Annotated in this window: 9 protein-coding genes; 4 read left to right on the top strand and 5 right to left on the bottom strand. The window is 58.7% G+C overall.

The window, feature by feature from the left end:
* Window positions 1–21: 21 nt before the first annotated feature.
* Both KW824_RS03490 and pepT read right to left on the bottom strand, forming a co-directional pair.
* Window positions 22–1,731: a lysophospholipid acyltransferase family protein gene (locus KW824_RS03490; RefSeq protein WP_218408919.1), complete on the bottom strand. Its 1,710-nt coding sequence runs from the start codon at window positions 1,729–1,731 to the stop codon at window positions 22–24.
* Between the two features lie 175 nt (window positions 1,732–1,906).
* Window positions 1,907–3,133 (bottom strand): peptidase T, encoded by a 1,227-nt coding sequence (pepT, locus tag KW824_RS03485; RefSeq protein WP_218408918.1) that lies wholly within the window; start codon window positions 3,131–3,133, stop codon window positions 1,907–1,909.
* A 1,064-nt stretch (window positions 3,134–4,197) separates the two neighbouring features.
* On the opposite strand from pepT, the gene speA reads away from it, so the two are divergent.
* Together speA and KW824_RS03475 are read left to right on the top strand one after the other, a co-directional pair.
* Window positions 4,198–6,099: a biosynthetic arginine decarboxylase gene (speA, locus tag KW824_RS03480; RefSeq protein ID WP_041206114.1), complete on the top strand. Its 1,902-nt coding sequence runs from the start codon at window positions 4,198–4,200 to the stop codon at window positions 6,097–6,099.
* 278 nt (window positions 6,100–6,377) lie between these two features.
* Complete coding sequence (locus tag KW824_RS03475; protein ID WP_043130089.1) at window positions 6,378–6,566, top strand: hypothetical protein; 189 nt, start codon at window positions 6,378–6,380, stop codon at window positions 6,564–6,566.
* A gap of 61 nt (window positions 6,567–6,627) precedes the next feature.
* Here the strand turns inward: KW824_RS03475 and KW824_RS03470 are convergent, their stop codons facing one another.
* Together KW824_RS03470 and KW824_RS03465 are read right to left on the bottom strand one after the other, a co-directional pair.
* On the bottom strand, window positions 6,628–6,918 hold the full coding sequence (locus KW824_RS03470) for a hypothetical protein (protein ID WP_005332718.1): 291 nt from the start codon (window positions 6,916–6,918) through the stop codon (window positions 6,628–6,630).
* 217 nt (window positions 6,919–7,135) lie between these two features.
* Window positions 7,136–9,280, bottom strand: coding sequence for a bifunctional diguanylate cyclase/phosphodiesterase (locus tag KW824_RS03465; RefSeq protein WP_256351237.1), 2,145 nt, complete (start codon window positions 9,278–9,280; stop codon window positions 7,136–7,138).
* A gap of 465 nt (window positions 9,281–9,745) precedes the next feature.
* Between KW824_RS03465 and KW824_RS03460 the strand changes: the two genes are divergently transcribed.
* Window positions 9,746–10,333: a histidine phosphatase family protein gene (locus KW824_RS03460; RefSeq protein WP_218408917.1), complete on the top strand. Its 588-nt coding sequence runs from the start codon at window positions 9,746–9,748 to the stop codon at window positions 10,331–10,333.
* Between the two features lie 347 nt (window positions 10,334–10,680).
* Entirely contained in the window at window positions 10,681–11,904 is a 1,224-nt protein-coding gene (locus KW824_RS03455) for a type II restriction endonuclease (protein ID WP_218408916.1), read from the top strand.
* A 42-nt stretch (window positions 11,905–11,946) separates the two neighbouring features.
* On the opposite strand, the gene KW824_RS03450 is transcribed toward KW824_RS03455, so the two are convergent.
* Window positions 11,947–13,353, bottom strand: a complete 1,407-nt coding sequence (locus tag KW824_RS03450; protein ID WP_305730011.1) for a DNA cytosine methyltransferase — start codon at window positions 13,351–13,353, stop codon at window positions 11,947–11,949.
* Window positions 13,354–13,446 lie beyond the last annotated feature (93 nt).

The raw sequence follows: 13,446 nt of genomic DNA, 5'->3' as shown, positions 1-13,446 counted from the left end.
TCTCTTTTTTTGTCCGGGCGGCTAGGCGTCGGCACCGCTCGCGGGAGACCCTATGTAGCGGGCCCGCTTGTGGGGTTTGATGCGGCTCACGTCCACCCACACCAGGCCGTCGATGCAGTGGTTGAAGTCGGGGTCTATGCCAAAGTCCATGAACTGCACGCCCCCCGGCTCGCACAGCTCGGAGTATTGCTTGTAGAGGGTGGGGATGGCGCAGCCCAGGTGGTCGAGGCGGGCCTTGAGCGCCTTGAGATCGCTGCCGTAATCCACCCCCTCGAACAGGGGCGCCGTCTCGGGGTAGGGGCGGCGCGAGGGGGCCAGCGCCAACTCGGGGGCGAAGTGCTGGCGGTAGAAGCCCACCAGCAGATCCTTGGCCGCCGGCGGCAGGCTGCCGGAGAGGGTCACGGGCCCGAACAGATACCGATACTGGGGGTAGCGGGCCAGGTAGGCGCCTATGCCGAACCAGAGATAATCCAGCCCCCGCTTGCCCCAGTAGGCGGGCTGGATGAAGCTGCGGCCCAGCTCGATGGCCTGCTCCAGCCGGGGCAGCAGTCTCTCTTCAAACCCGAACAGGGTGTGGCTGTAGAGGCCGCTCACCCCTTTGCGCGCCAGCAGCTCGGCCACGGGGGCGAAGCGGTAGGCCCCTATGATGTCGAGGCGGGCCGGATCCCAGAGAATGAGGTGGTGGTAGTCATCGTCGAAGGCATCGAGATCCCGCCGCCTGCCCGAGCCTTCCCCCACGGCGCGAAACGCGATTTCCCGCAGCCGCCCCAGCTCGCGCAGGATCACAGAGTGGCCCTGCTCGTGGCGGCGATAGAGCAGGATGCGCTGGCCATCCGGGGTCTGCCCGAGCAGCTCGCAGCCATCCATGGCCTGATTGAGCTGGCGGCGATCCTCCGGCAGGGCGATGGGGGCCTCGGTCGCCAGGGGGCCCTTCTTCCCCTTGCCGAGGCGATAGAGATGGCGGCGCACCAGGGCGGCGGCTGTCTTGGGGGCGAGCTCCCCGAAGCTCTGGGGCGGGATGCGCTCCCCCAGGGTGAGGGAGATGCGCCGCCCCTGCTGGCGAAACAGCTGGCGCACCAGCAGCAGGGCGGAGGCGGGCTTGTGGAGCCAGGAGGCAAGATAGAAGGGGAGGCCATTGCGCCCGTCCAGATGGATGGGCACCAGCGGCGTGCGGGTGCGCCTGGCCAGCTTGATGAAGCCCCCCTGCCAGGGACCGTCCTTCACCCCCTTGGGGCCGAGGCGCGACACTTCGCCGGCGGGGAAGATGATGAGGGCTCCCTCCTGGGCCAGGTGCTCCCCCATGGCCAGGATGGCGCGCCTGTCGGTCTTGCCCCCCAGGTTGTCCACCGGCAGCAACAGGGGACGCAGGGGGGCAATCTGTGCCAGCAGCTGGTTGGCCACTATCTTGACGTCGGGGCGGATGCGGCCAAGCAGGCGCAGCAGGGCCAGCCCGTCCAGGGATCCTATGGGGTGGTTTGCGACTATGATGACCCGGCCGCTGGCGGGAATGTTCTCGAGTTCGGCCTCGCTCACCCTGTAGTCAAAATCGAGGGCGCCGAGGGCCTGCTCGACGAAGTCCAGGCCGCGCAGGTGAGGATGGCGCTTGGCAAACTCGGCGAAGGCCTCCTCGTTGAGCAGCCAGCTCAGCCCCTGCCGGAGCAGGGGACGGATCAGGGGTTGGGTGGCGAGGCGGGGCAGATGCTGCCCCAGCAGGGTATCGACGTTGAACATGGGCAAGGCTCCGCGGAACGTTGCCTCAGGGTGCCGCCCCCCGGTTTCCCCTTTGTGGCAGCGCCGTGACGGTTTGATGACCCGGGGCAGAGAGCCCGCTCATACCGCAGACCCGTCCCCGCTTATACCGCCGTTATTTGCTCCCACCCGGCCCCGCTCAGGACGGTGTCACTGCTTATTGCTCCCGCCAGGCCGAGGTGAGTTGCACCAGGGCCACCAGGGTGGCGACCGCCTTCTCCATGGATTGCAGCGGGATGAACTCGTGCTTGCCGTGGAAGTTGTGACCACCCGTGAAAATATTCGGGCAGGGCAGCCCCATAAAGGAGAGCCGCGCGCCGTCGGTGCCGCCGCGAATGGGTTTGATCTTGGGGACCACGTCGGCGGCCTCCATGGCGGCCCTGGCCAGTTCGACGATGTGCATGTGCGGCGCTATCTGGCTGCGCATGTTGCGGTAGTTGTCGGTCAAGTTGAGCTCGATGCGCGCCTTGGGGTTGTCCAGCTGCAGGGAGGCGACCCGCTCCTTGAGCTGCGCCTTGCGGGCGGCGAAGCAGTCGTCATCGAAGTCGCGGATGAGGTAGTGCAGGGTGGTTTCCTCCACGGTGCCTTCCATCCGGGCCAGGTGGAAGAAGCCTTCGTACCCTGCCGTGCACTCAGGGGTCTGCTCGGGAGGCATCTCGACGTGGAAGCGGGCGGCCAGGGTCTGGCTGTTGATCATGCTGCCCTTGGCGGTGCCGGGGTGCACGTTGTTGCCTGTGATGCGCACGGTGGCGCTGGCGGCGTTGAAGTTTTCATACTCCAGCTCCCCCAGTTCACCACCATCCACGGTGTAGGCCCATTTGGCCGGGAATCTCTCCAGGGGGAACAGATCGGCGCCGCGACCTATCTCCTCGTCCGGGGTGAAGCCTATCCAGAGATCCCCGCGAGGGATCTCGGGGTGGGCCAGCAGGTACTGGGCGGCGGTGAGGATCTCGGCGATGCCCGCCTTGTCGTCGGCCCCCAGCAGGGTGGTGCCGTCCGTGGTGATGAGATCCTGCCCCAGGTAGTTTTTCAGGCAGCGGTACTGGCGAATGGCCAGCACCTCGTCCCCCTTGCCGAGGCAGATGTCGCCTCCCTGATAATTTTCAATGAGCTGGGGCACCACCTGTTCTGCCTCGTAATCGGCGGTGTCCATGTGGGCGATGAGCCCGATGGCGGGCGCCTCTGGCTGGTTGCCCGGCAGGCAGGCGGTGAGGTAGCCGTGCTCATCCAGGGTGACCTGGGTCAACCCAAGCTGGGTCATCTCATCGAAGAGGGCGCGGGCGAAGACGAGCTGGCCCTCGCTGCTGGGACAGACAGGATTGGTCGCATCGGAGCGGGTATGAAAAGTCAGATAACGCAGAAAACGCTCAAGCAGGGTATCCATTGGCAGGCCTCTAACTACAAAAGAGGGACCATTGTGGCCAAGACGGCCGGGCCGCTTATTGCGTCAGCGCAGTTTTTGATGAATTTGTCGGGGCAGGGATCCCGGTGCACAGGGTGGCGGGAGGGGTCACCGCTCGAGGTATGAATGAATAAAAATTCCAAATTTAAAGCTGGTCATGCATATGCGAAAGGGCTGAATCTCCCCCCGGCCCAGCACTGGCAAGGGGTGGGGGAAAATGGCCGGTTCCCCTGTTATTTTCAGGGCCTATCCTGAGCGGCCTCATCCCTCGCCATCCCAGAGCCAGCCTTGCTGGCAGCAAGATTTGGCCCATCGTTCAAAACCCGTTTTTTAACACGATTTTTTATTGTCAGTGGCGCCGGTAAGTGTGTACACTCCGCGCCGATCCGAGGGTAACCCTGAGCAGGCAGAGGCCGCCAGACACCGACAGGATCAGACGCCTATAGGGCGAGGCACGCAGAAACGACAGACACTGCTGGGGAATGGTTTCTTTAATACCGGTTAGGCTCCGGTATCAGGGAGAACAACGGACTCTCATCCACCAACTGACCGAGTGGGCCAACGGCTCATCATCTTCCCTTGTCATGGGCGGTCACTGGCGTTGAGCGGGCTGTGGTGGTTGTCGTTTATCAACACGCGTGCGTGCTGACGTCTACCCTTCTCTTCCTTGAACCCTTCTCCTTCTGTCGGGATGGCTGCCGAATGATGAACGAACGGCGTGGCTGATGCCGGTTGTCATCAAAGTACCGCGGCGCCCCATTACAGTGGCACCGCATACCGTTGAGCTTGATGTAAAGCCACCAGCCCCACATCAAGACTCGTTACTTCCCAAGATCCACCAGGCAGCCTTGGCTTGCCGCGATGTGCAATAGAGGATCTGGCTGTGACAAGGCCCAGGGTCAGGCAACAACGCCTGCCGCCGCCGGCCGTGACGCACCGGGTGCCCGCAGGCAGCCTTTGCTCGCCGCATGTTGCAATCGATGGTCTGGATGTGATTGAGGGTAACGAAGGCGGCCTTCTGGCCGCTCATTTGCGAGGCATAGCCCATGACTAACTGGTCCAGCAAGGACTCCTTGAAGGTCTACAACGTTCCCTACTGGGGTGCGGGTTTTTTCAATATCAATGACGCCGGTCATGTGACCGTCTCCCCCGACAAGTCTCGTCCCGAGGCGCGCATCGTGCTGTCCGAGGCCATCGAACAGCTGCGCCAGTCCGGACTGACTACCCCGGTATTGCTGCGTTTCCCCGACATCCTCAAGAGCCGGGTCGATGCGCTGTTCAACGCCTTCGGTCAGGCCATCGAGAAGTCAGGCTATGAAGGGGACTACCTGTGTGTTTACCCGATCAAGGTAAACCAGCAGCGCCGCGTCATCGAGACCATCAGTCAGTCCTACAGCGACAAGCCGCGGCTTGGGCTGGAGGCGGGCTCCAAACCGGAGCTGCTGGCCGTGCTGTCCCATCATCATGAGCAAGGGTCCGTGATCGTCTGCAACGGTTACAAGGACCGCGAATACATCCGCCACGCCCTGCTGGGCAACCTGATGGGCCACAAGGTCTACATCGTGGTGGAAAAACCCTCCGAGCTGGAAATGGTGCTGGACGAGTCAGTTCGCCTCAACATCAAGCCCAACATCGGGGTGCGCGCCAAGCTCGCCTCCACTGGCTCCGGCATGTGGGAATCGAGCGGTGGCTCCATGTCCAAGTTCGGCCTCTCTGCCTCCCAGATCCTGGCGCTGGTGGAGCGTCTGCGCAGCCTCGGCAAGCTGGACTGCCTGCAACTGCTGCACTTCCACCTGGGCTCCCAGATAGCGAACATCCGCGACATCCAGGGCGGCATCCGCGAGTGCGGCCGTTTCTATGCCGAGTTGCGTCGTCTCGGCGTGCCCATCGACGTGGTCGATGTGGGCGGCGGCCTGGGTGTGGACTATGAGGGCACCCGCTCCCAGAGCCACTGCTCCGCGAACTACAGCCTGTCCGAGTACGCCAACAACGTGGTGTGGGGCATCGGCGATGTGTGCCGCGAGTTCGACCTGCCGCACCCGACCATCATCAGCGAGTCCGGCCGTGCCCTGACCGCCCACCACGCCGTGCTGGTCACCAATCTGATTGGTGCCGAAGGGGTGGAAGTGAACGACATCCATGCGCCGGATGAAGACGCCCCGACCATTCTGCAGAACATGTGGAAAGGCTGGCTGGACCTGCGCAGTGAAGACCCCTCCCTGCTGGAGATCTTCCACGACTCGGTGGCGGATCTGGGGGATGTGAACACCCAGTTCACCATGGGTCTCTTGAACCTGGAACAGCGCGCCTGGGCAGAGATGCTGCACCAGAATACCTGCCTGGCGCTCAAAGAGCTGCTCAACCCGGTCAACCGCAACCACCGCGCCCTGGCCGACGAGCTCTCCGAGAAGCTGGCAGACAAGTGCTTCGCGAACTTCTCCCTGTTCCAGTCCCTGCCCGATGCCTGGGGCATAGGTCAGGTGTTCCCCGTGATGCCACTCACCGGCCTCGAGCGTCCGCTCACCCGCCGCGGCATCCTGATGGACATCACCTGTGACTCCGACGGTCAGGTGGAGCACTACGTCGACGGCCTGGGTGTCGAGAGCACGCTGCCGATGCCGGAGTATGCCGAGAACGAAGAGTGCCACGTCGGCTTCTTCCTGGTGGGTGCCTACCAGGAGATCCTGGGGGATCTGCACAACCTGTTCGGTGATACCCACTGCGCGGAAGTGTGGCTGGACGAGGAAGGCAAGATGGACATCCGCAACGTGGTGCGCGGCGACACCGTCGACCAGCTGCTGCGTTACGTCAACATCGACCCGTCCGTGATCCGCGAGAACTATCAGCGGATCGTCTCCCACCCGGCGCTGGACGACGCAACCCGCAAGGCCCTGCTCGACGAGCTGGAGCTGGGTCTGCAAGGCTACGCCTACCTGGAAGACGAATAAGCCACCGGCTGATTCGCCCCGTCGGTGCAAAGACGGGAATGAGAAACGGCGCCTTCGGGCGCCGTTTTTGTTGCCAGGATCTGCCCTGCGGTGATGCACGGGGCGAATACCCGTCTCCATTCGAAGAGCAGGAGCCAGCCATGGGCCCTGGCAGGCCACAGATCCGGCAGATATCCTCGCCTGCCTGCCGTTTCCCTTGATCCACATCAAATGGGACTCGGACCGGTTATTTTACGGTCAGGAGTGTTGTTGATGGGATGTAACAAAAGGATGTGCATATGGAACTGGAAAGGGACCCGAGATGCTATACCGACGTCTGTATCGACGGTAAGTGGTATCACTACGATCATTGCAGCACCCACGTCTACATGCTGATGGGGGGCGCGGCGCCGAGCCTGCAACTGGCCTGTGAGCCCGGTAGCGAAGAGGAGCTGATCGCCATGCTCCAGCAACTGACCCGCGGCTGAAGCAGGGCTGTCTCATGGCCATCGGGCAACACGCCGCGATGGCCACCTTCTGTTTTTCCTCTCAGCCGTTCGTCTTGCGACCAAACAGTTTCTTGCCCATCTCCATCAGGGCGCTCGCTGCGGCATAGCTGCTGTCTGACTTGCCCACCTCGTCCGCCACATAAAGGAAGTCTGACTGGTACTTCTCCACCGCCTCCTGGGGGTTGGTGGCATCGATGAAGTCCTCCTGCACCTCGAACCCCTGCGCCAGCAGCTCAGCCTTCTCCGCCAGAAAGCTGGGGGAGGCCATGTCGACATAGGTGTACTGCTGCCGGTTGGAGGCCGGAATGCTGAAAAACTGGTATCTGGCCATCTGTGCTCCTCGCTTGCGCGGCGTTGTCTTGATGTGATCGGCTCTCGCCGAACGGCCCCTTGTTTGCCGTCTGCGCAAGGGGTAGAAAGCAACATTCGAGTCTTTGTTGGGCAGCCTATCCCGAGTCAGCGAGAGATGCAATTGGAGAACGTGCTCGGGGAAGGGGAGGGGCGAGCGCAGCAGAGTGCAATGGAATAGCCCCTGCGTCAGGCTGTGCTCAGGCGAGCACGCCACCCGCATAGGGCTCTCGGTGAGGCTCATCGATGTGGCTGTGGGCCAGCAGCTGTTCCCCCGGCATGGGGCGCCCGAGCAGATAGCCCTGCAGGGTGTCGCAACCCAGCTCGGTCAGCAGGGTGCGCTGCTCGGGGGTCTCCACCCCCTCAGCCACGATGCGCATGTCCAGGGCCTGACCCAGGGCGATGATGGCGGCGATGATGGTGGCATCGTCCCCCTCGTGCGTCAGGGTGGCGACGAAGCCCCTGTCAATCTTGAGCTCGTTGGCAGGGAAGCGCTTGAGGTAGAGCAGGCTGGAGTAGCCGGTGCCGAAGTCATCGATGGAGATACCGAGCCCGAGCTCGGCCAGGCGATTGAGGATGGCCAGGCTCTCCTCGGCGTTCTCCATGGCGGTGGATTCGGTGATCTCCAGGGTGAGGTGGCGCGCCTCGAGCCGGTGACGACGCAGTGCACCCTCCACCTCTTGCAACAGGCCTGGGCTGGCCAGCTGTATGGTGGAGAGGTTCACCGCCACGCTCCAGTCGTGATGACCCGCTTCCCGCCAGCGGCTCATCTGACGGCAGGCCTCATCCATTACCCAGTTGCCGATGGGGATGATGAGCCGGGTCTTCTCCGCCAGGGGCAGGAAGCGGGCCGGGGAGATGGTGCCATATTCCGGATGCTGCCAGCGCAGCAGCGCCTCGGCACCGACCACCCGGCCGCTGCGGGCGTCGTACTTGGGCTGATAGTGTAGGACCAGTTCCTCCCGCTCCAGGGCATGGCGCAGCGCCTGTTGCAGCAAAAACTGCTGGTGGGCGTTGGCATTCATGGCGCTGTCGAAGCAGTAGTAGCCGTTGCGCCCTCGCTCCTTGGCGTAGTACATGGCGGCATCGGCGTTGAGGGTCAGCTCGTGCAGGCTGGTGCCATCCTGGGGATAGACGGCGATGCCGATGCTGGCGGTGATGTGCAGGCTGTGATGCTCCCACTCATAGGGCTGGGCCAGGGCAGCCAGCAGGCGCTCGGCGAAGGCCGTGGTCTGGCTCAGATCCCCCGGCGCCAGGGCCAGCACAAACTCGTCCCCGCCAAAGCGCGAGGCGGTGTCGCTCCCCCCGAGCAGCCCGGTGATCCGCGCCGCCACCTCGGCCAGCAGTAGATCCCCGGTGTGGTGACCGTGGGCATCGTTGATGATCTTGAAGCCGTCGAGGTCGAGAAACAGCAGGGAGAAGCTGCGCTGGCTGTGCTGGCACTCCTGGATGCGCTGCTCCAATCGGGTGGCAAACAGCAGCCGGTTCGGCAGCCGGGTCAGGCTGTCATGGAGCGCCAGCTTGATCAGCTCGTCGTGGGCCAGGTGCAAGGAGGTCGAGAGACGGGCGGCGTGGGCATCCAGCATGGAGAGCACCAGGGCGATGGCGAACACCGCCAGGGTCACTATGATGATGACGGTCGCCAGCCATTGGGTATTGAGGCCGGTATAGAGGGCGCCGCACAGGCTCCCCTGTGGGAACTGGGCTGCCGCCATGCCGGTGTAGTGCATGCCGATGATGGCGGCTCCCATCACCAGGGAGGCGACGGCCTTGCGAAAGAAGGCGCGGGGCGTGCTGTTGCGCAGCCGAAACGCAATCCAGAGCGCGGCGCCGGAGGCGAGCACGGCGATCAGGATGGAGAGCGCGAAGAGGCCGCGGTGGTAATGAATGCCGGGATCTATCTTCATGGCCGCCATGCCGATGAAGTGCATGGTGGCGATGCCGGCCCCCATCAGCAGGGCGCCCCCCGCGATATGGCGCCAGGGCAGTTGGGGACGGCTCACCAGCCAGAGTGCGAAGGCCGAGGAGCCGATGGCCGCCACCAGAGAGAGGCCGGTCAGGGTCAGGTCGTAACCGAGCGCGATGGGCAGGTTGAAGGCGAGCATGCCGATGAAGTGCATGGACCAGATACCGAATCCCATGGCGAAGGCGCCCCCCGTGAGCCAGAGGGCGGCGGCCCGGCCCTGACTCTGGCTCACCCGGCTTGTCATGTTGAGCGCCGTGTAAGAGGCGAGCACCGCCACCAGGATGGAGAAAAACACCAGATCCTGGCTGTAATAACTGTCGAGCATGGGGTGGGTCGCGGTCACTTCATTCACTCTGGGATGGAAAACGGCCTGAGCCATGGCCGGACTGGAGAAGAAAATCGGGCTGGGGATTGTACACCAGGGGCGTCCCAAATCGCCCAGCTATACGCACCAAAATGGACCCTGGATCAGAGTAAAAGCACTGAATTTATCCCTTGATGGCAAGGCCCTCCCGCGCCCTGTCCAAAGGTGGGTTCCAAATTTTCTCGTTTGGAAAACAGGGGCATGGAAAATCTGGGAATAGATAGCTCCGGTCGTGACCTGCTATTGAAATACGGCTCAGGGAGAGTCCTGGAGCTGCTTTGTAGTGCTGGCCCCTCCATTCATGTGAGGTGCTTTGGGCGTGGTGCTTGTTGCCGTACAGTTGCGTTCACCATGACCATAGGGATGTGATGTCACAGTGCCATATAGGTATCTGGCTTCGTTTGCGCCTTGGTTGACCCGACACATCTGTTATCATGCGTCTCCCGCTTTCGTTATCTCGTTGAACCTGCAGGAGAAACCATGTCTCGAACCCTCTATTTGCTGCGCCACGGCCAGACCCGTTACAACGCCGAATTGCGGTTGCAGGGACGCTGCAACTCGGATCTGACCGCCAGGGGCGAAGCCCAGGCCCTCGCCATGGGGGCCCGCCTGGCAGATCTCCTGGCTGAGCCCGCGAGCTGGACCCTCTATGCCAGCCCCCTTGGTCGTGCCCGTCAGACGGCGGAGCGGGTATGCCAGCAGCTTGGCTTGGATAAGGAACGCATCGTCTGGGACGAACGGCTGGTGGAGCTGGGCATGGGGGAGTGGGAGAGCCGCCGGGTTCCCGAGCTGTTGGCGGCCCATCCCGAGCTCGATCTGGAAGAGCCGGATTGGTATCTGCAGGCCCCGAATGGAGAGAGCTTCCTGAGCATTCAGCGCCGGGCCCAGGCATGGCTGCAGGACGAAGGCATTGCCAAGCAAGCCATCGTCGTCTCCCACGGTCTGTTCGGTGCCATGCTGCGCGGCGCCTATGCCGATCTGGATTACCTCACCACCTGGACGCAAGAGCTGCCGCAGGATGCCTTCTTCAAACTCAGTGGCGGCCGCATAGATCGCATCGAGTGCTAACGCCAATGAAAACACCTCGCGGATGGGGGAGGTGTTTAAGAGGGCTTGGTGTTTTATCTAAAGCGAGTTAACCAATCGCCAGCTTTGCTGCCTCTTCCCACAAAAATGGTGGCATTACTCATTGTGCTCGGCCGTTAAGGGGCGTTGTTGCCCAAATTAGATGTAAGAACGTTGCTTACTCAGCCCCAAGTGACCGTTACACTTGGGGCTTATTACACATACGGAAACAGTGCCACAGTTTGTAGATTGAGTGATGTGATCGCTTTACGAAGCAATAACATATTGATGCATCAGGCAATCAGTCGCGTTACTCTGTAGCCTCCTTGCCTATAGACAGAGCAATAAACATGTTTGAACAGCTTGCTGATGTTTTTTCTTTTGCCGCATTCAAGTACCTCTCAGCCGTTGATGCAGATTCAGAAAGTTCCCACCAACATGAAATCGGTGGCCTTGTGAAAGCCGGTATTGGCCGGGAGTTGGGGATGCCTGATGATGGAAGTCAGCTCACTATCCGGGCGACGATGGTCTATTTGAGTGAGAGCTATGATGAACCGCTGGTCTCGGAAGATATCGTTACCTGGTATGATGTTCGGTATCAGAAAGAGGAGCGAGGGGCGGAGTGGCGGCTTTACTACAAATCAAATGACGTCAGCAATCGTTTCAAGCCCGGTGATTTTTTCCTGATTGCCCTGACCCGGGATGGTTCCCTCCTAATGATATTTTGTCCTCCACAAAGTGATTTTGAATTGCAAATTCGATCACTATTTAGTGCTAGAAATGTTAAAGCGAATAAGAAAGGGCTTACACGACTCAAGATAGGGGGGGGGTTAGCAGTCCCTATTAGAGTAATGCTTTCTCGTTATGGAATAAATCTAAACTATAACAAGAAAGATTATCTGGATGTTATTCTTGATAAGTTTGGTTCTGAATTTCCAACAACAAAAGAGTTCTCCACCTTCGCACGAACATTGGCAAATGAAATTTGCCCTATTGAGCAGCCTGATGAGGCATTGATTGAATGGATGGCTGTAGAAGAATCTGCATTCAGACAATTGGAAAGACATATAGTTGAAGAAAAGTTAGCGGTTGGTTTTGGCGAGAATCGTATTGATGTTGATGAATTTGTTTACTTCTCCCTGAGCGTACAGAATCGTCGCAAATCTCGCAGTGGTCATGCGTTTGAGAATCATATTGAGTTTATTTTAAAAAAGTCGGGTGTTAATTTTGAACGTGGTGGTTTAACTGAGACACGTCAGAAACCAGATTTCATATTTCCAGGCTCGAATTGTTATGCTGATGAGCATTTTCCTTCCGAAAAGCTGAGGATATTAGGGGCTAAAACCACTTGTAAAGATAGATGGCGTCAAGTCTTGGCAGAGGCTGCTAGGGTAGAGCGTAAGCATCTAATTACCATGGAGCCTGCAATTAGTGAGAATCAGACAGAACAAATGCAAGCAAGTAACTTGCAACTTGTTGTGCCTACAACTATTCAGCAAACTTATGCACCTGAACAGCGAGCTTGGTTAATGTCGTTTAGAGACTTTATTGATGAGGTAAAGGGGATACGGTAATCAGAGTAAGCCCACCAATAGTTTACGGTGGGCTTTTAGTTATTATTTCTTGGTTTTCATTATATATGGCTTCATCAATTTGGCCACGGCAGCAAACACTGGAACTACGACAGAGTTGCCAAATTGGCGATAGGCTTGGGTATCTGATACGGGGATCCTGAATTTATATTCACCCGGTTGTTCAAATCCCATTAGTCTTGCACACTCTCTGGGAGTAAGACGGCGTGGTCTGTTTTGCTGATTTTGCTCATTATTGAAGTCGGTCTCTGCCAATGCCATATCCCAACCACGATCAATCAGAATCTCAGAGCCATCTTTATGGTAGCGTGCAGAAAGTGTTCTTGCGACCGTTGCTGGATTTTTGGGGTCAACAAGACCATAACCAAAGCCATTTCCTTTGGCTTGATGTTTTTTTGCATACTGATATAAATAAGACCACAACTTGGGTGTCAAAATATATTTTGAGTCGAGATTTTCAACTGGTTCAAGCAGGTCTGCGAAAGTAATCCGATTTTCAGGAAATAGCATGGCAACATCTTTTAGCGTGAACCCTTCATGCAGGTTCAGATCTTTTCTGAAACCGACAAGTACAATACGTTCTCGGTGCTGAGGGATGAAGTGTTTGCCATCTATAATTTTGGGGTCATTCGAGCCATTGACATCCAAATCTGAAACCCAATAACCCAGCTCGGTTAATGCTTCCTTGATTACCCGAAATGTATTCCCTTTGTCATGGCTTTTCAGGTTTTTGACGTTTTCCAGTACAAATGCCGTTGGTTTTTTAGCATCAATGATACGAGCTACATCAAAGAAAAGAGTCCCCTGAGCCTCGCACTCAAAGCCATGAGCGCGGCCAAGAGAGTTCTTTTTGGATACACCCGCTAGGGAGAATGGCTGACATGGGAAGCCAGCCAGCAATACATCATGATCCGGGATTTCTTTATCTATATGGGCATACACAAAATCACGATCATCATTTTCTGGCATAGTGATTTCACGGATGTCCGAGTTGAACTTGTGATGTGTCTCATCACAGTACCAGTTGGCCTTATACGTTCTGACAGCCTGTTCATTCCATTCACTGGTAAAGACACATTGACCACCAATATCCTCAAAACCCTTACGAATACCGCCGATACCGGCAAACAGGTCAATAAACTTGAAATCATAGTGACCGTGATGTTTGGGGGGAGAGGGGATCAGCCCCTTCAGCATCTCAGTTTCAGCATGGGTCAGTGGCTTTTGCTCGATCTTGCCATTTAGCCACCGATTCAGTGACTCACGAGTCCATTCGTTATCGCCCTGAGTGCGCAATTTTTCAGCAATTTTCTTTTGATCATAGATGTCGAGGACCTTCTCCATCAGCCGTCGATCTTCGGCCTGGCGTTGTGCATAGAAGGCTTGGTCTTCTTCAGGGGTGTTGTAAACGGGCATTGTTGAGTGTTTCATATCCAAATCTGGAGCGTGTTGCTGTTGTCGAAATCTTATCACTCATTTTACCCAGAGAGAATGCCGGAGCTGTAAAAAAATACAGTATCCATC

Origin of the sequence: Aeromonas sp. sif0611, from assembly GCF_019218845.1 — a bacterium.
Classification (GTDB): Bacteria; Pseudomonadota; Gammaproteobacteria; order Enterobacterales; family Aeromonadaceae; genus Aeromonas; species Aeromonas media.
The sequence above is the reverse complement of the archived record's forward strand: the minus strand, read 5'-3'. Positions and strand labels throughout refer to the sequence as shown.